This is a genomic window from Aliarcobacter vitoriensis, assembly GCF_003316695.1.
Lineage (GTDB): Bacteria > Campylobacterota > Campylobacteria > Campylobacterales > Arcobacteraceae > Aliarcobacter > Aliarcobacter vitoriensis.
This window is the reverse complement of the sequence record NZ_PDKB01000008.1, coordinates 39,098-61,147: the sequence shown is the minus strand read 5'-3', so window position 1 is coordinate 61,147 and position 22,050 is coordinate 39,098. Positions and strand designations below refer to the sequence as shown.

At 30.3% G+C, this 22,050-nt stretch carries 21 protein-coding genes; 19 read left to right on the top strand and 2 right to left on the bottom strand.

Going from position 1 to position 22,050, the window contains the following annotated elements; genetic code table 11:
- Positions 1-43 precede the first annotated feature (43 nt).
- Positions 44-826: a threonine/serine exporter family protein gene (locus CRU91_RS05830; RefSeq protein WP_113894283.1), complete on the top strand. Its 783-nt coding sequence runs from the start codon at positions 44-46 to the stop codon at positions 824-826.
- A 3-nt stretch (positions 827-829) separates the two neighbouring features.
- Complete coding sequence (locus CRU91_RS05825) at positions 830-1,297, top strand: threonine/serine exporter family protein (protein WP_113894282.1); 468 nt, start codon at positions 830-832, stop codon at positions 1,295-1,297.
- Here the strand turns inward: CRU91_RS05825 and CRU91_RS05820 are convergent.
- Both CRU91_RS05820 and CRU91_RS05815 read right to left on the bottom strand, forming a co-directional pair.
- The gene (locus CRU91_RS05820; protein WP_113894281.1) at positions 1,277-1,720 is read right to left on the bottom strand and encodes a GNAT family N-acetyltransferase; all 444 of its coding nucleotides are present in this window, start codon (positions 1,718-1,720) and stop codon (positions 1,277-1,279) included. The two genes, CRU91_RS05825 and CRU91_RS05820, sit on opposite strands and share 21 nt — an antisense overlap.
- Before the next feature lie 12 nt (positions 1,721-1,732).
- Entirely contained in the window at positions 1,733-3,544 is a 1,812-nt protein-coding gene (locus tag CRU91_RS05815; RefSeq protein ID WP_113894280.1) for a menaquinone biosynthesis decarboxylase, read from the bottom strand.
- A gap of 298 nt (positions 3,545-3,842) precedes the next feature.
- Here CRU91_RS05815 and CRU91_RS05810 point away from each other — a divergent pair, with 298 nt between their 5' ends.
- From CRU91_RS05810 to CRU91_RS05730, 17 genes are all read left to right on the top strand, one after another.
- Complete coding sequence (locus CRU91_RS05810) at positions 3,843-4,205, top strand: NADH-quinone oxidoreductase subunit A (protein ID WP_113894279.1); 363 nt, start codon at positions 3,843-3,845, stop codon at positions 4,203-4,205.
- Positions 4,196-4,711 (top strand): NADH-quinone oxidoreductase subunit B, encoded by a 516-nt coding sequence (locus tag CRU91_RS05805; protein ID WP_113894278.1) that lies wholly within the window; start codon positions 4,196-4,198, stop codon positions 4,709-4,711. The genes CRU91_RS05810 and CRU91_RS05805 overlap by 10 nt, the downstream gene beginning before the upstream one ends.
- Complete coding sequence (locus tag CRU91_RS05800) at positions 4,704-6,338, top strand: NADH-quinone oxidoreductase subunit D (RefSeq protein ID WP_113894277.1); 1,635 nt, start codon at positions 4,704-4,706, stop codon at positions 6,336-6,338. The genes CRU91_RS05805 and CRU91_RS05800 overlap by 8 nt, the downstream gene beginning before the upstream one ends.
- Positions 6,338-6,823 carry an NADH-quinone oxidoreductase subunit NuoE family protein gene (locus tag CRU91_RS05795; protein WP_113894276.1) on the top strand — a complete coding sequence of 162 codons (486 nt, stop codon included), beginning with the start codon at positions 6,338-6,340 and terminating at the stop codon, positions 6,821-6,823. The genes CRU91_RS05800 and CRU91_RS05795 overlap by 1 nt, the downstream gene beginning before the upstream one ends.
- Positions 6,813-8,063, top strand: a complete 1,251-nt coding sequence (nuoF, locus tag CRU91_RS05790) for an NADH-quinone oxidoreductase subunit NuoF (RefSeq protein ID WP_113894275.1) — start codon at positions 6,813-6,815, stop codon at positions 8,061-8,063. The genes CRU91_RS05795 and nuoF overlap by 11 nt, the downstream gene beginning before the upstream one ends.
- Before the next feature lie 20 nt (positions 8,064-8,083).
- Positions 8,084-9,370, top strand: coding sequence for a citrate synthase (locus CRU91_RS05785; RefSeq protein ID WP_113894274.1), 1,287 nt, complete (start codon positions 8,084-8,086; stop codon positions 9,368-9,370).
- A gap of 35 nt (positions 9,371-9,405) precedes the next feature.
- The gene (locus CRU91_RS05780; RefSeq protein ID WP_113894273.1) at positions 9,406-10,842 is read left to right on the top strand and encodes a 2Fe-2S iron-sulfur cluster-binding protein; all 1,437 of its coding nucleotides are present in this window, start codon (positions 9,406-9,408) and stop codon (positions 10,840-10,842) included.
- Positions 10,839-12,113, top strand: coding sequence for a complex I subunit 1/NuoH family protein (locus CRU91_RS05775; RefSeq protein ID WP_113894272.1), 1,275 nt, complete (start codon positions 10,839-10,841; stop codon positions 12,111-12,113). The genes CRU91_RS05780 and CRU91_RS05775 overlap by 4 nt, the downstream gene beginning before the upstream one ends.
- Position 12,114: 1 nt before the next feature.
- On the top strand, positions 12,115-12,615 hold the full coding sequence (locus CRU91_RS05770; RefSeq protein ID WP_113894271.1) for a NuoI/complex I 23 kDa subunit family protein: 501 nt from the start codon (positions 12,115-12,117) through the stop codon (positions 12,613-12,615).
- Positions 12,615-13,136 (top strand): NADH-quinone oxidoreductase subunit J family protein, encoded by a 522-nt coding sequence (locus CRU91_RS05765; protein ID WP_113894270.1) that lies wholly within the window; start codon positions 12,615-12,617, stop codon positions 13,134-13,136. The genes CRU91_RS05770 and CRU91_RS05765 overlap by 1 nt, the downstream gene beginning before the upstream one ends.
- Positions 13,137-13,138: 2 nt before the next feature.
- Positions 13,139-13,453, top strand: coding sequence for an NADH-quinone oxidoreductase subunit NuoK (gene nuoK / locus CRU91_RS05760; RefSeq protein WP_113894269.1), 315 nt, complete (start codon positions 13,139-13,141; stop codon positions 13,451-13,453).
- Positions 13,450-15,336, top strand: a complete 1,887-nt coding sequence (gene nuoL, locus CRU91_RS05755) for an NADH-quinone oxidoreductase subunit L (RefSeq protein ID WP_113894268.1) — start codon at positions 13,450-13,452, stop codon at positions 15,334-15,336. Before nuoK ends, nuoL begins: the two co-directional genes overlap by 4 nt.
- 1 nt (position 15,337) lies before the next feature.
- Entirely contained in the window at positions 15,338-16,825 is a 1,488-nt protein-coding gene (locus tag CRU91_RS05750) for a complex I subunit 4 family protein (RefSeq protein WP_113894267.1), read from the top strand.
- On the top strand, positions 16,822-18,339 hold the full coding sequence (locus CRU91_RS05745; protein ID WP_113894266.1) for an NADH-quinone oxidoreductase subunit N: 1,518 nt from the start codon (positions 16,822-16,824) through the stop codon (positions 18,337-18,339). Before CRU91_RS05750 ends, CRU91_RS05745 begins: the two co-directional genes overlap by 4 nt.
- Positions 18,340-18,527: 188 nt before the next feature.
- Positions 18,528-19,331 carry a fumarate reductase cytochrome b subunit gene (locus tag CRU91_RS05740; RefSeq protein ID WP_113894265.1) on the top strand — a complete coding sequence of 268 codons (804 nt, stop codon included), beginning with the start codon at positions 18,528-18,530 and terminating at the stop codon, positions 19,329-19,331.
- Positions 19,331-21,316, top strand: coding sequence for a fumarate reductase flavoprotein subunit (locus CRU91_RS05735; RefSeq protein WP_113894264.1), 1,986 nt, complete (start codon positions 19,331-19,333; stop codon positions 21,314-21,316). The genes CRU91_RS05740 and CRU91_RS05735 overlap by 1 nt, the downstream gene beginning before the upstream one ends.
- Positions 21,316-22,047, top strand: coding sequence for a fumarate reductase iron-sulfur subunit (locus tag CRU91_RS05730; RefSeq protein ID WP_113894263.1), 732 nt, complete (start codon positions 21,316-21,318; stop codon positions 22,045-22,047). Before CRU91_RS05735 ends, CRU91_RS05730 begins: the two co-directional genes overlap by 1 nt.
- The last annotated feature ends 3 nt before the right edge of the window (positions 22,048-22,050 follow it).

Sequence of the window (22,050 nt, the reverse complement as noted above, 5' to 3'; positions counted from 1 at the left end):
ACAAAATTTGTATAATTTCATAAATTTAAAAAAAAAGAAAAAAATGGAAAATATTTCTCACAAAGAACAATCAACAATAACAAGAGGTATCATAAAAGCAGCAGTTTTAATGAGCGAATATGGAGCTGAAAGTATTTTAATAGAACAAACAGCCCAAAGGCTTGGAAAAGTTCTAGGTGCTTCAAGTGTTGAAATATCTTTAATTCCATCAGCAATAGTTTTAACAACACTTTATCATGGACAATCTGTAACAACAACAAGAAGAGTTCATCATAAACCAATAAATATGAATATAGTTTGTCAAATACAAAATATAGTTTTAAAAATGGAAAAAAAAGAGAGAGAAGTAAACTATGATATAAGTTATTTATATACTATTTTAAAACAACTCGAACCAAATTACTACAACAGATGGCTAGTTATTTTTATGGTAGGAATTGCCTGTGCTAGTTTTGCTTATTTACAAGGTGGGGATTTAAAAGCAGTTGGAATAACATTTATAGCTTCAAGTATTGCTATGTTTACAAGACAAGAGCTAGCAAAAAGAAGATTTGTGATGATTATTAGCTTTGGAGTAACAGCTTTTGTAGCTACTGTAATTGCTGGATTATCAAAAATATATGGATTTAGTGAAACTCCAAATATTGCTCTTGCTGCTAGTGTTTTATTACTTGCCCCTGGATTTGCTTTTGTGAACTCTATCTTAGATTCATTTAAAGGTTATATGATGATGGGTTGGGGACGATGGATGGATGGGATGATTCTCACTCTTGCTACTTCTGTGGGAATTATATTAGCAATAGCAATTTTGGGATTAAAAGGATAATTTATGGAACTTATTTCAAAACTTATAATTGAAGCAATATTTGCCGCTTGTGCATCTGTTGGATTTGCTATGGTTTTTAATGTTCCAAAACATACATTAAAATATTGTGCATTAGGAGGAGCGATAGTTTATGATTTTAGAACTATTTTTTTAGCCTTGGATTTTGGTATAGAAATATCAACTTTCTTATCTTCAGCAATCATAGGTATTATCGCTCTTTATTGGTCAAGAAAATATAAAATCCCAAGACCTGTTTATACTGTTGCTTCTATAATTCCTATATTACCAGGGACTTTTGCTTTTAGTGCAATGATAAATCTAATAGACATAAATAGATTTGGTGCAAGTATTGAACTTATAGAGCTATTTGTTCACAATGGCTTAAAAGCAATCGCTATTTTAATAGCTATCACCTTTGGTTTAGTTCTTCCATCTTTATATTTTTTAAGATTAAATCGACCTGTGATTTAATCTTAAATGTAAAAGAGGAAATGGTTTGCCAAAACCATCAGTTTCACTTCTATTTACAAACTCAAACCCCATATATTTATAAAAATTTACTGCATTTAGATTTTGTTCATTTACATCAACTTCATTAATATCATGATTTTTTATAACATATTGCAAAAGTTTTTTACCAATACCATTTTTAAAATATTTAGATTTTATAAAAAGCATTTCAACTTTATTTTCATCAATTCCAATAAAACCTAAAATATTTCCTAATTCATCTTTATAAACATATACTTGAACAGCATATAGATATTCATTTAAAATTTTAGGTCTAAAAAAATTAATGTCAGATTCATTTAAAAAATTGTGCGTTGCTCTTACTGAATCTTCCCAGATTTCAGTAAGATTTTTATATTCATTTTCTTTTGCTTTAATAATCAAATTTTTCTCTTATTACAAATAAAATTTTTTTATAAATTCATCATCTATATCAATAATTTTTCTTTCTCTTAAACTATCAATTACACTTTTTGTACAATCCACATCATCTGGCCAACGTCTAGTAAATCCATCAAGTGAATTTTTATTTGTTCCATCCAAACATAAAGTTTGACCATTAATATATAAATCTCTATTCGAGTCAATATTATTTACAACCCTCCAAATTAGCATATAAGTATTTTCCAAATCGTTTGATTTATTATCAACAATCACTAAAATTTTTATATGAGAAAATAGAGGTTTTAGCTCTTCAAAAAGGTATTTTTGACTTCTAGTTTTATCTACACTTATTACACAAATTGGGTTTTTTGTGTCTGTGTAATATTGCTTTAAGCCTTTTATATCATTTGAAATATTTTGCATTTTTTCTAGTAAATCACTATCTCCTAAAAGAGTAATTCCAAATTCATCTATCTCATTTCCAGTACAATCAAGACCCAATTTTCCTCCAACTGCAAATTTTGGGCTAGAGTGGTCAAGATGATCAACAACACCTTTTGAAACCAAAATATCTTCAATATTGATTCTATTTAAAATGTATTTTGTTATTTCATCATGATTTGTAAGCTCTGGTGCATCAGAGTTTACAAAAATAGCATGTTTAACAAAACTCATCTGCCCTACTCCCCAAAATGCATGCATCATCTGACTTGCGTGTCCAGGATAAAAACTATTTATTTTTGCAATTATTAGATTGTGAAATACTCCATTTTCAGGCATATAATAATCTACTAAATCAGGTGCTGTTGTTTTTAACAGTGGTAAAAAAATTCTCTCTGTTGCAAATCCCATATATTTATCTTCAAGTGGTGGTTTTCCTACAACTGTTGCTAAAAATGTAGGATTTTTCTTACTTGTAATAGCACTGATTTCCATAAAAGGGAATTCCTCTTCAAGTGTATAATATCCTGTATGATCTCCAAAAGGTCCTTCAATTCTTAATTTACTTGTATCAACAAAACCTTCTATTATAAAATCATTATCAGCAGGTACATAAATATCATTTGTTATAGATTTTACAAGTTTTGCTGGAGTATTTTTTACAAAACCATAAAGCATAAGTTCAAAAACCCCAATTGGAAGAGGAGCTTGTCCACACCAAATATACATGGGATCTCCACCAATTCCTATTGATACTGGCATTTTTTTACCAGCTTTTTTATATTCATGGAAAAAGTGGTTGCTATCTTTGTGAATTTGCCAATGCATACCTAAAGTATTATCATCATAAACTTGAAGCCTATACATTCCAAGATTTTTCAACTCTCCATTTAAAGAAGTTGTATAAACTTGTCCCATTGTAATAAATGGTCCTCCATCTTGCTCCCAAGTTGTAATAATAGGTAGATCAGTAAGTTTTGCATCTTTTCCAAGCTTTATCACTTCTTGACACTCACCTTTTGTTTTCAATTTTTTTGGAATTGTATTTTTAAGCGAAAATAACTTTGTAAAAGTTGATATCTTCTCGCTAAAAGTAACAGGTGGCTTTAATTTGAGTAAAGATTCTATCTCTTTTCCTATTTTATCTCCATCACCTATAAAGAGTTTTACTGCTTCTTCATTACAAAAAACATTCATCAAAACAGGAATATCAAATTTTTTACCAGTTTTCTTATCTACTGGTTTTGTGAATAAAATTGCTTTTGAATCCTCTCTTTTTACTTCTATATAAGCAATATGTGGGATTTCTAAATAAATATCTAGTTCTTCATCTATAACTTTTAAAAGATTGTGTTGTTTTAATAATTCTATAGCTTTTTTCATATTCTTCCCTAAAATTAATTTAAATACAGTACTTTCACTTTATCATTTTATTTATTAAAATAATCTAATTGTATTCTTATATATGTTTCTTTTAGTAGCATAAATTCTATATGTTAGAAATTATAAACTTTATTAAATGTAGCATAAAATATAAAATAATAAATTTTTAAAAGTAAGTATTACATTTTTTCACACTCTAATTTATAAAAAGAGATAAAAAAGTTAATTTAAATTGTTTAGTTTGATAAATTTGTGTACAATCAGGGTTGATTAAAATTTTTTAGAATTAGGAAAAAAGATGTCAGCTGAACTAATCTTAGCATCTGCAATTTTTGTTGCTATTGGCTTAATTCTTGCAGGTGTATTTGTACTTACAAGATTTATAGGTCCGAGAAATGAAAATTCACAGCTAAAAAACAATGTTTATGAAAGTGGTATTACGAACCCTATTGGAACAACAAACATAAGATTTTCTGTAAAGTTCTATCTAGTTGCAATCTCATTTTTACTATTTGACGTAGAGGTAATTTTTATGTTCCCTTGGGCTGTAAATGTAGTAGAATTAGGAGTTGCAGGTCTATATAAAATGTTCATCTTTATGGGATTACTATTTATTGGGTTAATCTATATTTATAAGAAAAAGGCTTTATCATGGGATTAGGAGTTGAATCAAACTTAGGTGATTCTATTATCACTACAAAACTTGATGCCGCAGTTAATTGGGGAAGATCTTTCTCTCTTTGGCCAATGGCTTTTGGAACAGCCTGTTGTGGTATCGAATTTATGGCAGTAGCTGCCGCTAAATATGATGTTTCAAGATTTGGAGCAGAAGTTGTAAGATTCTCACCAAGACAAGCAGATTTGTTGATAGTTGCTGGAACTATTTCATACAAACAAGCACCGATTTTGAAAAAAATCTATGAACAAATGTGTGAACCTAAATGGGTTATATCTATGGGTGCATGTGCCTGTAGTGGAGGTTTTTATGACAATTATGCAACAGTTCAAGGTATAGATGAAATTATTCCAGTTGATGAATATGTAGCTGGTTGTCCTCCAAGACCTGAAGCTGTTCTTGATGCAATTATGAGAATTCAAGAAAAAGCAAAAAATGAATCAATTCTAAAAGATAGAGTAAAAGAGTACAAAGGATTTCTAGATGTTTAAGTGTGATTTACTAATTAACTCAAAAGATTTAAGAACTACTCTTTTAAAACTAAAAAATGAAGAAAACTTTGAAATTTTACTAGATATTACAGCTATTGATTATTTAAAATTTCCTGATGTAACACCTTCAAGATTTGCAGTTGTTTATGTATTAAGAACTTCAAATTTTAAAAAAGAGACAACAATTAAAACTTTTGTAGATGATGAAACTTTAGAAATTGACTCTATTTTTGATATTTATGGTTCTGCAGATTGGGCGGAAAGAGAAGCTTATGACCAATATGGTATAAAATTTAAAGGTCATCCAAATTTAAAACGAGTTTTAAATCACCACCAATTTACAGGACATCCTTTAAGAAAAGATTATCAAATCACAAAAGGGCAAATTTGTACAGAAACTGAAGATTTGATGGATGAAATGTTACCTTTACTTAAATCTAAAGGTTACAATGATACAGAAATAGATGATTTAATGCTTTTAAATGTTGGTCCTTCTCACCCAGCAAGTCATGGAACAATAAGAAACTTTGTTGCTATGGAAGGTGAAACTATAACAGCTTGTGTAACTGAAATTGGATATTTACATAGAGGTTTCGAAAAAGCCTGTGAAAATCACACATATTCACAAGTTATTCCTTATACAGATAGATTAAATTATTGTAGTGCTATATTAAACAATATTGGTTGGGCAAAAGCTATCGAAGATATGCTAAAAATAGACATAACACCAAGAGCAAAAATGATAAGAGTTGTAATTGGAGAATTAAGTAGAATTATTGACCACATAGTTTGTAATGCTGCAAACATGGTAGATTTAGGTGGACTTACAAGTTTATGGTACTTATTCTCTGCAAGAGATCAGGCTTATGATTTATTATCAAAATTAACAGGTGCTAGACTTACAAATACTTACACAAGAATTGGTGGTTTAGAATTTGATTTATATGATGGATTTGATACTGATTTAGAAGCAGTTTTAAAAACAACAGAAAGTGCTATAGATGATGTTCTATCTTTAATAGCTCATAATAGAATTTACCAAGACAGAACTCAAGATGTAGGAATTATTAAACCTGATTTCGCTATACAATATGGTATTTCTGGACCAAACTTAAGAGCTGCTGGAGTAGCTCATGATTTAAGAAAAGACAAACCATATTATGGATACGAAAACTTTGATTTTGATGTAGTTATTGGAAGTCATGGAGATGTTTACGATAGAATGATGTGTAGATTCGAAGAGATGATTCAATCTATTAGAATAATTAGACAAGCTATGAAAAATATGCCTGACGGTGCTATAAATGTATATGCACCAAATGCTGTATTACCATTAAAAAGAGATGTTTATGGAAATATTGAAGGGCTTATGAATCAATTTAAGCTAACTTTTGAAGGGATTCATGTTCCAAAAGGAGAATATTACAGTTCAACTGAAGCTACAAATGGTGAATTAGGGTTCTTTATTGTAAGTGATGGAAGTGGTAGACCATACAAAGTAAAATGCCGTCCACCTTGTTTTTACTCACTTGCCGCTTATTCAAAAATTGTTGAAGGTACAATGCTTGCAGATGCTGTTATTACGATGGCTAGTTTGAATTTTATTGCTGGGGAGTTTGATAGATAATGAGTAATTTTAGTTATACACCAGAAAATGAAGCAAAATTTCAAGAGTATGTATCAAGATATCCAAAATTAGACTCTTGTATGTTACCTGCACTTTGGATAGTTCAAGAACAAGAAGGTTGGGTAAGTCCAGAAGCTATGGTTTATGTAGCGTCAAAAGTTGAAAAAAGTCCAATGCAAGTTTATGAAGTAGCAACGTTTTATACAATGTTTAATCTAAAACCTATTGGTAAATATCATATAGAGTTATGCAAAACTGTATCATGTATGCTTATGGGAGCAAATGAACTTAAAGCATTTATAAAAGACACTTTAGGTTTAGAACCTGGACAAACTAGTAGCGATGGATTATTTACTTTTAATGAAGTTGAATGTCAAGGTGCTTGTGGAGATGCTCCAATGATAGCTTTGAATAATGTTTATCATGGAAAATTAAATAAAGAAAAATTAGAGAAGATAATTTGGGAGTGCAAAAATGGTAACTAGAATAGTAAGTAAAAATTTTGATATTCCAAATTCTCATAAACTTGAAGTTGCTCTTGCAAATGGAAGATATTCATCAATAGATAAACTTTTCACTATGAAACCAGAGGAAGTTACTGCTGAAGTTACAAAATCTGGGTTAAGAGGAAAAGGTGGTGGTGGAGCAGCCTGTGGACCAAAATGGGAGCTTATGCCACCAGTTGACGAGCGTCCACGATATTTAATAGTCAATGGTGACGAAAGTGAGCCAGGAACTTTTAAAGATAGACAAATTTTTCAATATGACCCGCATATTTTAATAGAAGGTATTATTTGTACTTGTTGGGCAATTCAAGCAAATCATGCTTATATCTATATAAGAGGAGAATATAAATTCTTTATTGATAGATTGAATGAGGCTATTCAAGAAGCATATAAAGCTAAAATAATTGGTGATAAAATTATGGATAAATATGATTTTAAAGTTGATATTACGGTTCATAGAGGTGGAGGAGCATATATTTGTGGAGAAAAATCTGCACTAATAGAATCTTTAGAAGGAAAACGTGGACATCCAAGACTTAAACCACATGGGAAAGAGTGTGAATGGTTTTATGGAGATCCAGCGACTGTAAATAATGTTGAAACAATATCTTCTGTTCCAAATATTGTTGAAAATGGAGCAGAAGGTTATACAAAATATGGTACAGAGAAATCTCCTGGAACTATGCTTTTTGCTATTTCTGGACCAGTTAAAAATCCTGGTGTTTATGAAATGGAATATGGTAATAAAATGATTGACTTCCTAAACATTTTAGGTGGGGGAATGATTGAGGGTAAAAAACTGAAAGCTATCATTCCAGGAGGAACATCATGTCCAATATTAACTGCTGATGAAGTTGAACGTGCAGTATTGGACTATGAATCTATGTGGGATATTGGCTCAACTTTAGGTACAGGAGGTATGATTGTAATTGATGAAAGTGCTTCAATGGTTGATGTTGCAAAAAACATTATTGAATTCTATCATCATGAATCTTGCGGACAATGTACACCTTGTAGAGAAGGTTGTGGGTGGATTGATAAAATCTTAAGAGATGTATTAGATGGAAAAGCAACTTCTGATGATTTACAAACAATACTTGATGTATGTGATACTATGAATGGAAAAACAGTTTGTGTTTTCGCACCAGCAGTAAAAGATATCATAGCTAGTATTGTTATAAAGTTTAGAAGTGAATTTGAAGAATATTTTAAAAAATAACCAAAACTAAGGAGAATTAAATGGCAAAAAATACAATGACTTTTACGGACAATAGAAATGGTAAAACTTATGAATATAATATCGTAGATGGTACAAGAGGACCTAGTGTAGTTGATATTTCAAGTTTTTATAAAGATTCAGGAATGTTTACTTATGACCCAGGTTATACTTCAACTGCTTCTTGCGAATCAAAAATCACATTTATTGATGGTGAAAATTCAGAATTAAGATATAGAGGGTATGATATAGCTGATCTTGCTGGAAAACACTCTTTCTTAGATGTTGCTCACCTTTTAATGAATGCAAGACTACCAAATGAACAAGAATCAAAAGATTTTGATTTAGAGATAAGACATAGATCTTTTTTAAATGAAGGAATTATTAGATTATTTGATGCTTTACCAGATGGTGCACACCCAATGGCAACTATGGGAGCTGCGACAATGGCACTTTCAGCATTTTATAAAGATCATTTACATTTGGAAGATGAAGCTGCTTTTAAAATAATGAGAAGAAGAATTTTAGCAAAAATGCCAACAATTGCAGCTATGGCATATAGAAATTCTATTGGTACACCACTAATTTATCCTGATGTAAATAGATATTTCACTGAAAACTTCTTATATATGTTAAGAGCTTATCCAGGTGGAAGAATGAAATATTTAGGTAATGGTAAAAATGATGAAATAACACAAATTGAAGTTGATGCACTTGATGCAATTTTAACTTTACATGCAGACCATGAACAAAATGCTTCTACTACAACTGTAAGAAATGTTGGTTCAACAGAAGCTCACCCTTATGTTGCTATTGCTTCTGGAATTTCAGCTTTATGGGGTTCTGCACATGGTGGAGCAAATGAAAAAGTTATGGATCAATTAAAATTAATTGGTGATATTAAAAATGTTCCTTCATATATTGCAAAAGCAAAAGACAAAAATGATCCATTTAGACTTATGGGATTTGGTCATAGAGTTTATAAAAATAGAGATCCAAGAGCTGAAACTTTAAAAGGTTTACAAGACCAATTAAGAGAGAAATTGAATCTTGATTCTAAATTATTAGATATTGCTGCTGCTGTTGAAGAAGCTGCTTTAAGTGATGATTACTTTAAAGAAAGAGGTTTATATCCAAATATTGATTTCTATTCTGGTGTAATTCTAACAGCTCTAAAAATTCCAGTTGAAATGTTTACTCCAATTTTTGTTATTGGAAGAACTCCAGGTTGGTTAGCACAATGGTCTGAATTAAAACAAGATCCAAAACACAAAATTGCAAGACCTAGACAGCTATATACAGGTAATTAATAAATTTAAAAAAAAGGTTAAGGGGATATATATTCATGGCCGAAACAGTTAGTATAACAATTAATGGTATCGAGATGCAAGCTACTAAAGGTAGCTTGTTAATTGATAAATTATTAGATGAAAATATTCATATCCCTCACTTTTGTTATCATCAAGCGTTGGGAAAAGATGGAAATTGTAGGATGTGTATGGTTGAAATCGAGGGACAAAAAAGACCTCAAATTGCCTGTGATACTCCTATAAAAAATGGAATGATTGTAAGAACAAAAGGTGAGAAGATTGAAAAAGTGAGAAAAGATATTCTCGAACTTGAACTTATAAATCATCCTATCGACTGTCCTACATGTGATCAAGCTGGAGAGTGTAAATTACAAGATTACTATATGGAATCTGGTTTCTACTCTTCAAGATTTGCTCTTAGTGATAAGAATAATGCAGAAAAAAGAGTTGATTTAGGTTCTAATGTAATGTTAGACCAAGAGCGATGTGTTCTGTGCTTAAGATGTGTAAGATTCTGTAAAGATATAACAAAAACTGCAGAATTGGGTGTAATAAGTAGAACAGATCACTCTGTAATTGGAACTTTCCCTGGTCGTCCACTTGATAATCCATATGCTATGAATGTTGTTGATTTATGTCCTGTTGGGGCATTGACAAGTAAAGATTTCAGATTTAAACAAAGAGTTTGGTTCTTACAAAGTTTTGAAGCTATTTGTAGTGGTTGCTCAAAAGGGTGTAATATTCATGTAGATCATAGAAAAGAAAAGTATAAAGATGATTTAATTTATAGATTTAGACCAAGAGTAAATAAAGCTGTAAATGGTTGGTTTATATGTGATAAGGGAAGATTGTCTTATCATAATGAGCAAGAGAATAGATTTGAAACAGCACTTATTGAAAAAAGTGAAACAAATATATCAAATGCTATTGCAAATATTTTCAAAGAATTATCTACTTCAAAAGATATTTTGATGCTTTTAAGTCCTAGTTTATCTTATGAAGAGATGATAAACTGCAAAAATTTAAGTGAAAAATTAAATATTAAATTAAGTGGATATTCACCAAATACTTATGATGAAATTCAAAGTGATGATTGGCTAAGACAAAAAGACAAAACAGCAAATCGAGCTTCATTTAAAGAGTTAAATATTGATGAAACAAAAGAGTTTTTTGAAAAATCATTGAATGAGTCAAAAACTGTAATAATAGTTGAGAATAGCTATTTTGAAGAAAATTTAAATCTTTTAGAGAATAAAAAAGTAATTTCACTATTTTCTCATCACTGTTTAACAATTGCTAAATCTAATATAGCTTTAGGTGTTGCATCATTTTATGAGAAAAGTGGAACATACATAAATTGTGATGGAATTAGACAAAAAGTAGTTTCACAAATGAATAGAAATAATCCTATGAAAACTATTACTACAATTATAGAGGATATAAAATCTATGATAGAAAAGGGAACTTTATGAGTAGTGTTATTGTAATTATCGTAAATATACTTCTTGCAGTAGTTCTTGCAGTTGGACTTACTCCACTTTGGGTTTGGTGGGAAAGAAGAATTGCTGGATTTATTCAAGATAGAAGTGGACCAAATAGATGTAATATTGGGTTTATTAGATTAGGTGGATTAGTTCAAGCAGTTGCAGATATGTTGAAACTTATTTTTAAAGAAGATTTTACTCCTTCTCATGTAAAACATAAATTTTTCTTTACAGTTGCACCTGTTATAGTATTTTTATGTTCATTTTTAACTTTTGCTGTTATACCATATGCTGATGTTTTAACAATAGATGGAAAAGCTCACACAATGCAAGCTGTGCCTACTGAACTTGGAATTTTATGGTTCTTAGCATTTGCAGGTTTAAGTGTTTATGGAATAATTTTAGGTGGTTATGCTTCATCAAATAAATATGGTCTTTTAGGTTCTATTAGAGCTTCAGCACAAGTTATTTCTTATGAAGCAGCTATGGGATTATCTTTAATTTCAATTATTATATCGTATGGAACAATTCATTTAACAGATATGGTAAATGCTCAAGCTGGAACATATTTAGGTGTTATTCCTATGTGGGGAATTTTTATTCAACCAATAGCTGCTATTATTTTTATTGTTTGTTCTTTTGCTGAAACAAATAGAGCACCTTTTGACTTAGCTGAAGGAGAAAGCGAAATTGTTGCAGGATATCATACAGAGTATAGTGCAATGAAGTTTGGACTTTTCCAAGTTGGTGAATATGCTGCTATGAGTGCTTCAAGTGCTTTAATTGTTACTTTATTCTTTGGTGGTTATCAAATTCCTTGGATGGATACACAGACTATTCAATCAAATATAAATTATGTAATTCTAGCTATTATAATTTTACTTCCTATTAAAATATTTATATTTACAAGATGGATGAAAAAAAATAATAAAGCTGTTGGTAAAGATACAAGTAGAGAGAAAGAAACAAAAGTTTTAACTATTATTTTCTGGTCACTTTGTATAGGAATTATGGCTCTTTTAATATCATTCTTAGTAACTGGTCTTGGAACAAATGGAGTTAATATTGCAACTGCTGTTATTCAAGTTGGAACATTTATGGTTAAGTTCTTTATGATGGCTTTTGTTTATATGTGGGTTAGATGGACTGTTTTAAGATTTAGATATGATCAACTTCAAATGCTAGGTTGGAAAGTTCTTATTCCATTGGCTCTTTTAAATATAGTTGTAACAGCAATAATTGTTGTGATAGGAAATTAATATGGCAATAAAAGTAGTACCAAGATATGGAAATTCACTAAAAGATAAATTATACTTACCTGGGATTGCAGGCGGTATGAAAACAACTTTTAAACACTTTTTTAAAAATTTAAAAGATGTTGGAGGAGTAAATACTCTTCAATATCCTGAAGTTCAACCAACAGATATAACACCAAGATATAGAGGTGTTCATAGACTTACAAAACATGATGATGGAACTGAAAAGTGTGTTGCATGTTTTATGTGTGCAACAGCTTGTCCAGCAGAGTGTATATTTATTGAAGCTGAAGAGAGATTTGATGGTGTTGATGAAAAACGACCAAAAGAGTTTAAAATAGATTTACTAGAATGTGTATTCTGTGGATATTGTGTAGAAGCTTGTCCTTGTGATGCAATACGAATGGATACTGGAATTTTCTCTTTTACATCTTCAAAAAGAGAAGATTTTGTATTAAATAAAAAAGCTTTAATGGCAAATGAAAAATCAAAGGATTTCGAATAATGGCTGATATAATATTTATTGCTTTAGCATTTTTTGCGATAACTGGTGCTATTGCTATGCTTGTATATAAAAGCCCTATGTTTAGTGCATTAGGATTATTAATTACAATGCTTAGTGTCGCTGGTATGTTTGCACTTTTAAATGCAACTTTACTATTTATGGTTCAAATTATTGTTTATGCTGGTGCTATTATGGCTTTGATTTTATTCATTTTAATGTTTTTAAATATCAAAGAAGAAGATTTACCAAAAGAGCCAAGAAAATATCAATTAATAGCTTTTGGAGCAATTTTGATGATTCCTTTAAATGTATTGGTTCTAAAAGCTGTATCAAATCTTCCAACAAAAGATTTGTCACCAATTGAAAGTGATTTTGGAAAGATAAAACCAGTTGGTTTAGAATTATATAATAACTGGATTGTGGCTTTTGAGTTGATATCAATTTTGCTTTTAATTGCACTGGTTGGTTCTGTTGTTCTTGCAAAAAGAAGAAAATCTAAAATAACTTCACAGGAGGATTAAGAATGATAACACTTACTTCTTATGCAGTTGTAGCTATGATATTATTTTCAATTGGAGTAATTGGAGTAATTGCTAGAAGAAATATCTTTGTAATTTATATGTCAATAGAACTTATGTTAAATGGTATAAATCTATTTTTAGTTACTTTTGCAAGATATCACTTTAATATTGACCCACAAATTATAACAATCATGGTTATATCAATTGCTGCTGCTGAAGCTGCAATATTTTTATCAGTTATAATTTTGCTATTTAGATCAAAAAGATCTTTAGATACAGATCTATTTACATCTCTTTCACAAGGAGAGAATAAATGAGTACAAATTTACTAATTTGGATTATTTTAGCACCACTTTTAGGTGCTATTTTAAATGGTGCATTATATTTTTATAATATAAAAAAGAAAAAAATTTGTGAAAACTATTTTGCAATCATAGGTACTTTAACTCCATTAATATCTTTTTTGATTACTTTAAGTCTATTTTTAAGAATGATTGAAGAAAAAATAGTATTTAAGCAACACTTATTTACTTGGCTAAATGTTTCAAATCTAAATATTGATATGGCATTTTTAGGAGATAATTTATCTATTTTTATGTCAATGTTTGTAACATTTGTTGGTTGGTTAATTCATATTTATGCTGTTGGTTATATGAAAGGTGATGAAGGATTTGGTAAGTTTTTTGCATACTTCAATCTTTTCTTAGCTTCAATGCTTATTTTAGTTTTAGCAGACAATCCTATCATTTTATTTATTGGTTGGGAAGGTGTTGGAGTTTGTTCATACCTTTTAATTAAATTTTATTATGGACATAAAGAGAATGTTGTTGCAGCAAATAAAGCATTTATAGTAAATAGGGTTGGAGATTTTGGTTTCTTACTTGGAATAGCAACATTATTCTTTGCTTTAGGACAAGTTGATTTATCTTTCTCTTCTATTGAAGCTAACTTAGGAAATACAACAAATGGTTGGTTATTACTTGCAGGTTTCTTACTTTTTGTTGGAGCTATGGGGAAATCAGCACAAATTCCACTTTATACTTGGCTTCCAGATGCAATGGCAGGTCCAACTCCAATTTCAGCATTAATTCACGCAGCAACAATGGTTACTGCTGGGGTTTATATGGTAGCAAGATTTCATTTCTTGTATTCAGGAATTGAAGAAATAGGTATATTTATAGCATACATTGGAGCATTTTCAGCACTGTTAGCTGCAATTATTGCAACAAGGCAAACTGATATTAAGAAAATTCTTGCTTATTCAACTATGAGTCAATTAGGATATATGTTTATTGCTGTTGGTTTAGGTTTCTATTCAAGTGGCTTATTCCATGTTTTTACTCACGCATTCTTTAAAGCTATGCTGTTTATGGGCGCTGGTGGAATTATATTAGCACTTCACCACGAACAAAATATATTCAAAATTGCCCAACATAGAGCATCTTTACCAATTATTGGATTTACATTTTTAATTGGAGTTATTGCAATTTCAGGAATTCCACCATTTTCTGGATTCTTCTCAAAAGATACAATTTTGGCAGCTGCATTCCAAGAAGGTCAATATTTAATTTACGGTATTGCACTATTTACAGCATTTTTAACAGCATTTTATATGTTTAGATTATATTTTATAGTTTTCGTTGCACCAAATCACCATAGAAAAGATTATGTTTACACATCAAGAACTATAACTATACCCCTTCTGATATTAGCTATTGGAGCAGTTGGTGCAGGTTTTTTAAATTTCCCTGCAATTTTTGGAGGAAGTCATTTAGTTGATTCTTGGCTTGGACAATTGCAGTCAAAAACGATAACTCTTTCTCATAGTACAGAATACATTTTAATGGCATTATCAGTAATTGTCGCAGCAACTGGTATTTTTGTTGCATATAAAAAATATGCAAATTTTGATGTATCAAAACCAGAATTAGAAACAGGATTCATAGGAAATAAACTTTATGTTGATGAACTTTATGATTTCTTATTCGTAAAATCAACAAAAGCTATCTCGAAATTTATCGATAAAGTTCTTGATGATAAGGTAATTGATGGCTTTATTATGAAATCTTCAACAAATTTTGTTGAAATAGGTAAAAAAGTTGCATTAATTCAGAATGCAAATGTACGATTCTATGCAGCATTTATGCTAGTTGGAATGTCTTGTATATTTGTATATTTATATATTTCATTAGGGTTGTAATATGAGTGCAGATATTCTTTCATTTATTATATTTTTACCAGCAGTTGTAGCACTTGGTTTACTAATTACTACAAAAGATGTTAATACTATTAGAAATATTGCTTTTTTAACAACAACAGTTATATTAGCATTAGTATTAAAAGTTTACATAGAATTTGAACCAAGTTCAAGTATGCAATTTGTTACGAATGTTGCTTGGATTGAAACATATGGTATCAATTATTATTTAGGACTTGATGGATTCTCTCTTACAATCTTAATGATGATTGCTATATTAATCCCTACTTCATACCTTCTTTTATGGGAAGGAAAAACTAAAGGTTATTGGATAAATATGCTTTTAGTTCAAAGTGGTGTTACTGGAAGTTTACTATCTTTAGATGTTGTACTTTTCTATTTTTTCTGGGAAATTATGCTTCTACCAGTGTTCTTACTCATTGGGCAATATGGATTTGGAAATAAAGTATTTACAACAATAAAAGTAACTGTTTATACAATGGCTGGCTCACTTCTTATGCTTGTAGCAATACTTTATTTAGGTGTTGCTTATCATAATGAATTTGGAGTTTGGTCTTTTGCTTATGATAAATTAATGACTATTTCAAATATTGGTTATTCTGAAAAAGTATGGTTATTCTTAGCATTTTTAGCAGCATTTGCTATTAAAATTCCACTATTTCCACTTCATACATGGATTATGGAAACATATAAAAATGCTCCAACAGGTGCTGTATTTATACTTTCTTCAATTATGGCAAAACTAGGTATTTATGCCGTTGTTAGATTTTTAATTCCACTATTTCCAGAAGTTTATGTAGATTTTGCAACTTGGTTTGTGATAATTGGTCTATTTGGACTTGTTTATTTTGGAATTGCAGCACTTATGCAAGATGATATTAAAAGAATGTTTGCTTATTCTTCAGCTTCACACCTTAGCTTTATAGCAGCTGGTATTTTCTCATTAAATTCTTATGGTATAAATGGAGCATTATATTTAATAATTGCTCACGCAATAGCAACTGGAGCACTATTCTTACTTGTAGGATTAATGCAAGAACAAACAGGTTTTAAAACTATAAAAGATTTGGGTGGAATTGCTAAAAAAGCCCCTATTTTTACATTTATTTTTGCAATTATGTTATTTGCAAATGTTGGATTACCAGGAACTAATGGTTTCGTATCTGAACTTTTAATTATTTTTGGAGTATTTAATTTCAATATTTATTTAGGAATTATTGCCGCATTATCTGTAATTATTGGAGCTTCTTATATGCTTTGGATGTTTCAAAGAGCAATTTTACAAGATAGACCTGAAGGTTCAACAGAACTTAAAATGAGAGATTTAAAAATCAAAGAGATTGTGGGACTTATTCCTTGGGTAATTTTAGTATTTGTTATGGGATTTTATCCAGAAGTATTCATAGATAAATTTGAACCAACAGTAACACATTATTTACAAGACATTCTACATATTGGAGCAACAAGATGAGTCAATTTATATACCTAATACCAACTTTGTTGGTTTTAGTAGGAGCTATTACTCTACTATTTATGAGTATGTATGAAAAAGTTAGTGTAAAAAGTCATATTGTTGTATCTTCAATCTTTTTGGTTTTAGCTTTAATGTTTGCATTATTAAATGTAAATACTCTGTATTCAGTTCAACCTTATGAAAGTTTTTTAACTAATGTTTTAACATTTGATACTTTTTCAAATTTCTTTAATATATTGCTTATTTTAGGAACTCTTTTAACTCTTTTAATTGGAGAACACTATTTACAACATAGAAGTTATTTTAAAGGTGAGTTCTTCTCAATTTTATTATTTGCTCTATTTGGAATGATGATTTTGGCACAAGCAAATGAATTAATAACAGCATTTATTGCTTTAGAAATTGCTTCTTTTAGTGTTTATATTATGGTTGGTTACAATAGTGATGATTCAAAAAGAGTTGAAGCTATTTTTAAATATTTAGTTTTAGGTTCATTTATTGGAGCATTTTATCTACTTGGAATGGTTTTAATTTATGGTGCAACAGCAAGTACAAATTTAGCTGATATTTATACTTATATTTCAAATGGTTCAAATGATTTAGCACTTATTTACATAGGCTTAACTTTAGTATTCTTTGTATTTTTATTTAAAATTGCTGCATTTCCATTTCAATCTTGGGTACTTGATATTTACAGAGGTGCTCCGATGGTTATTACAGCATATATGGCATCTACATTTAAGATTGCTATATTCTCTTTCTTCTTAAGAGTTATATTAGAGTATGCTGCACCAATTATTGATTTCTGGGATGGAATTTTACAAATTGTAATTATACTAACTTTAATTTTTGGAACGTGGCTTGCTATTACTCAACAAATTGTAAAAAGAATGTTAGCTGCATCTTCAATAGTTCATACAGGATATTTACTTTTAGCATTTATTGCTTTAACGTATCAAGGAGGAGCTATACTAAATATTGAAGCTGCATACTCTATAATGTTCTATTTAATAGCATATTTAGTATCGGCTTTAGGAGCATTTGGATTAGCTTCACATATTATCTCTGAAACAAATGTAAAAGTTACGTTTGATGACTTTAAAGGTTTAGCAAAACAAAGACCATTTTTAGCTGCTATGATGACAATTTTTATGCTTTCTTTAGCTGGGATTCCAGGAACTATTGGATTTATAGGAAAAGTTTATGTATTTACAGAAACTATTAAAGCTGGTTATACAGCTTTATCTGTTTTAGCTATTTTAGCTACTATAATTTCAGTTTATTACTATTTAAGACTTATCGCTGTTATGTATTTCTATCCACCACAAGATGGTTGTAAAGATGAAGATTTTGATGATAAAAGAGTATCAACTTATGCGATACTTTTTGTAGCAATCTTAACAGTAATTGGAGGAATAGGTTCTGCTATTGTATTCTTTATTCCAGTATTAAATATTGATACATTAATAAATTTTGCTCAATTAGCTGTTAAATCTCTATTTATAAACTAAAGTGTTAAATATAGTAACACAATAAAATTATGTTTAATCTAGCCCCTTAAATGAAGAGGGGCTAAGTGTAACTTTTCTACAATATTTCAACTATAAAATCAAAAAAACATCTATACTTTGAAGTAATTTTAAACCATTATTTCGATATTATTTTAGCTAAATCTAAAATCTCAAAGAAAGGATTGCAAATGAGTGACCTAATAGAAGGTTATTTAGGGAAAACAGTTGAAAGAAAGAAAAGCAGACTCCCAGCTAAACTTGATTTTATTCAAAGTTTTACAGGTGGATTCTTAGCTTTATTTATGTGGGCGCATATGATGCTAGTTGCATCTATTCTAGTGTCAAATGACTTTATGTATCAAGTTACAAAATTACTTGAAGGAAGCTTCATATTTGAAGGTGGAAATCCACTTTTAGTATCAATTGCCGCTTTAGTTATTTTTGTGATATTTATAGTACATGCGGCTTTAGGTATGAGAAAATTACCTGGTAACTTTAGACAATACCAATTAATTAAAACTCACTCTAAAAGTATGAATCATGATGATACAAAACTTTGGTTTATCCAAGCATTCACTGGTTTTGCAATGTTCTTCTTGGGTTCAATTCATATTTATATAATAATGACTCATCCAGATCAAATTGGACCATATGAAAGTAGTGCAAGAGTTTGGGAAGAGTATATGTGGCCATTATACATTCTTTTATTATTAGCAGTTGAATTCCACGGAACAATTGGTTTATATAGACTCTGTGTTAAGTGGGGATGGTTTGATGGAGATAATCCAAAAGCTACTAGAAAAGCACTTAAAAAAGTTAAATGGGCTTTAACTGTTTTCTTCTTAGTTTTAGGATTTGCAACACTTGCAGCATATATGAAAATAGGTTATGAAAACTCTAAAAATAATATTCCAAGAGATTCATTTAAGCCATCATCTGCACAAATTATGAATTATGAATTAAAAACTAAAAGTGTTGGAGGAATCGCATAATGAAAATTAATTACTGTGATGCATTAGTTATTGGTGGGGGACTTGCAGGACTTAGAGCTGCTGTTGCTGCACAAAAAAAAGGTTTAAGTACAATAGTTTTATCTTTGGTTCCTGTTAAAAGATCTCATAGTGCTGCTGCACAAGGTGGTATGCAAGCATCTTTAGGTAACTCAAAAATGTCTGATGGTGATAATGAAGATTTACACTTTGCCGATACTGTAAAAGGTTCTGACTGGGGATGTGATCAAGAAGTTGCTAGAATGTTCGTTCATACTGCACCAAAAGCTATTAGAGAATTAGCTGCTTGGGGGGTTCCTTGGTCAAGAGTTGAAGCTGGAACAAGAGAAGCAGTTATAAATGCTAAGAAAACAACTATTACTGAAGATGATGATAGACATGGACTAATAACATCAAGAGATTTTGGTGGTACTAAAAAATGGAGAACTTGTTATACAGCAGATGCGACAGGTCATACAATGCTATTTGGTGTTGCAAATGAAGCTTTAAAACATAATGTTGATATAAGAGATAGAAAAGAAGCTTTAAGTTTAATTCATGAAAATAATAGATGTTATGGAGCAGTTGTAAGAGATTTAATTACTGGTGAGTTAGAAGCTTATGTTGCAAAAGGTACATGTATCGCAACTGGTGGATATGGAAGAGTATTTAAACAAACTACAAATGCTGTTATTTGTGAAGGTACAGGAGCAGCAATTGCAATTGAAACTGGAATTGCAACTTTAGGAAATATGGAAGCAGTACAATTTCACCCAACACCAATCGTTCCATCTGGAATTCTTTTAACAGAAGGTTGTAGAGGGGATGGTGGAATTTTAAGAGATGTTGATGGTCATAGATTTATGCCTGATTATGAACCAGAAAAAAAAGAACTAGCATCAAGAGATGTTGTTTCAAGAAGAATGATTGAACATATTAGAAACGGAAAAGGTGTTCCTTCTCCTTATGGATACCACGTTTGGCTAGATATTTCAATTCTAGGACGTGAACATATTGAGAAAAACTTAAGAGATGTTCAAGAAATTTGTCAAATCTTCAATGGTATTGATCCAGCAGATGAAGGTCCAAAGGGTTGGGCTCCAGTTTTACCAATGCAACACTACTCAATGGGTGGAATTAGAACAAAACCAACTGGTGAATCTCAAAAATTAGCAGGATTATTTGCTTGTGGTGAAGCTGCTTGTTGGGATATGCATGGATTTAATAGACTTGGAGGAAACTCTGTATCTGAAACAGTTGTTGCTGGTATGATTATTGGTAACTATTTTGCTGATTATTGTTTAACAAATGATGTGACAATTCCTACAGCTGTAGTTAAAAAATTTGTAGATGAGCAAGAAGCTTATCTTGATGAAATTTTATCTTATAACGGTACTGAAGACATTTTTAGAATCAAAAATAGAATGCAAAATCTAATGGATGAAAAAGTTGGTATATTTAGAAGTGGAGAACCACTAACTGAAGCTGTTGAAGAGTTAAAAGACTTATTAAGAAAAACTAAACAAATAAATGTAAAATCTAAAGAAAAATCTGGAAATCCAGAACTTGAAGAAGCATATAGAGTTCCAAAAATGCTTAAAGTTGCACTTTGTGTAGCAAAAGGAGCAAGAGATAGAACAGAGTCAAGAGGAGCGCATTATAGAGAAGATTTCTTAAAAAGAGATGATGCAAACTGGTTAAATAGAACATTAACTTCTTGGCCTTCAAAAGATGCTATTGAACCAGAAATAACTTATGAACCACTTGATATTATGACTATGGAATTACCTCCAGCATTTAGAGGATATGGTGCAAAAGGAATGATTATAGAACATGATGAATCTGCGATTAGACAAGCTCAAGTTGATGAAATAACTGAAAAAATGCAAAATGAAGGAAAAAATAGACATGAAATCCAACATGCATTAATGCCTTTTGATTTACCAATGAACTATAAAGAGAAAAATGAAAGAGCAGGAGATAAATAATGAGTGCAAAACAAGGTAGAGAAATTACAATATCAGTTTTAAAATTTAATCCAAGAAGTAAGGTTTCAAAACCTCACTTTGTTGAATATAAATTAGAAGAAACTCCTGGTATGACTCTTTTTATAGCTTTGATGCAAATTAGAGAAAGACATGATCCAGATTTATCTTTTGACTTTGTTTGTAGAGCAGGTATTTGTGGTAGCTGTGGAATGATGGTAAACGGAAAACCAGCTCTTGCTTGTAGAACTTTAATTGCAAATTACCCATCTGGAAAATTACAATTAATGCCTATGCCTGCTTTTGAATTAATCAAAGATTTATCAGTAAATACTGGTAAATGGATGGATGGTATGAGTAAAAGAGTTGAATCTTGGGTTCATTCAAATCATGAAGTTGACATCTCTAAATTAGAAGATAGAATTGAACCAAAAGTTGCAAATGATACATTTGAACTTGATAGATGTATTGAGTGCGGTATTTGTGTTGCTTCTTGTGGAACAATGTTAATGAGACCAAATTTTGTTGGTCCAGTTGGATTAAATAGAGTTGCTAGATTTGAAATAGATCCACATGATAGTAGAACAGCTGATGATTACTATGAATTAATTGGAGATGATGATGGAATTTTTGGTTGTATGTCTTTACTAGCTTGTGAAGATCATTGTCCAAAACACTTACCATTACAAAATAAAATTGCTTACTTAAGAAGAAAATTAGTAGCACTTAGATAGTTA

What these genes read in the sequence shown, in the direction of transcription:
- CRU91_RS05830 (WP_113894283.1), top strand. Translation starts at nt 44, where the DNA reads ATGGAAAATATTTCTCACAAAGAACAATCAACAATAACAAGAGGTATC.
- CRU91_RS05825 (WP_113894282.1), top strand. Translation starts at nt 830, where the DNA reads ATGGAACTTATTTCAAAACTTATAATTGAAGCAATATTTGCCGCTTGT.
- CRU91_RS05815 (WP_113894280.1), bottom strand. Translation starts at nt 3,544, where the DNA reads ATGAAAAAAGCTATAGAATTATTAAAACAACACAATCTTTTAAAAGTT.
- CRU91_RS05810 (WP_113894279.1), top strand. Translation starts at nt 3,843, where the DNA reads ATGTCAGCTGAACTAATCTTAGCATCTGCAATTTTTGTTGCTATTGGC.
- CRU91_RS05805 (WP_113894278.1), top strand. Translation starts at nt 4,196, where the DNA reads ATGGGATTAGGAGTTGAATCAAACTTAGGTGATTCTATTATCACTACA.
- CRU91_RS05800 (WP_113894277.1), top strand. Translation starts at nt 4,704, where the DNA reads ATGTTTAAGTGTGATTTACTAATTAACTCAAAAGATTTAAGAACTACT.
- CRU91_RS05795 (WP_113894276.1), top strand. Translation starts at nt 6,338, where the DNA reads ATGAGTAATTTTAGTTATACACCAGAAAATGAAGCAAAATTTCAAGAG.
- nuoF (WP_113894275.1), top strand. Translation starts at nt 6,813, where the DNA reads ATGGTAACTAGAATAGTAAGTAAAAATTTTGATATTCCAAATTCTCAT.
- CRU91_RS05785 (WP_113894274.1), top strand. Translation starts at nt 8,084, where the DNA reads ATGGCAAAAAATACAATGACTTTTACGGACAATAGAAATGGTAAAACT.
- CRU91_RS05780 (WP_113894273.1), top strand. Translation starts at nt 9,406, where the DNA reads ATGGCCGAAACAGTTAGTATAACAATTAATGGTATCGAGATGCAAGCT.
- CRU91_RS05775 (WP_113894272.1), top strand. Translation starts at nt 10,839, where the DNA reads ATGAGTAGTGTTATTGTAATTATCGTAAATATACTTCTTGCAGTAGTT.
- CRU91_RS05770 (WP_113894271.1), top strand. Translation starts at nt 12,115, where the DNA reads ATGGCAATAAAAGTAGTACCAAGATATGGAAATTCACTAAAAGATAAA.
- CRU91_RS05765 (WP_113894270.1), top strand. Translation starts at nt 12,615, where the DNA reads ATGGCTGATATAATATTTATTGCTTTAGCATTTTTTGCGATAACTGGT.
- nuoK (WP_113894269.1), top strand. Translation starts at nt 13,139, where the DNA reads ATGATAACACTTACTTCTTATGCAGTTGTAGCTATGATATTATTTTCA.
- nuoL (WP_113894268.1), top strand. Translation starts at nt 13,450, where the DNA reads ATGAGTACAAATTTACTAATTTGGATTATTTTAGCACCACTTTTAGGT.
- CRU91_RS05750 (WP_113894267.1), top strand. Translation starts at nt 15,338, where the DNA reads ATGAGTGCAGATATTCTTTCATTTATTATATTTTTACCAGCAGTTGTA.
- CRU91_RS05745 (WP_113894266.1), top strand. Translation starts at nt 16,822, where the DNA reads ATGAGTCAATTTATATACCTAATACCAACTTTGTTGGTTTTAGTAGGA.
- CRU91_RS05740 (WP_113894265.1), top strand. Translation starts at nt 18,528, where the DNA reads ATGAGTGACCTAATAGAAGGTTATTTAGGGAAAACAGTTGAAAGAAAG.
- CRU91_RS05735 (WP_113894264.1), top strand. Translation starts at nt 19,331, where the DNA reads ATGAAAATTAATTACTGTGATGCATTAGTTATTGGTGGGGGACTTGCA.
- CRU91_RS05730 (WP_113894263.1), top strand. Translation starts at nt 21,316, where the DNA reads ATGAGTGCAAAACAAGGTAGAGAAATTACAATATCAGTTTTAAAATTT.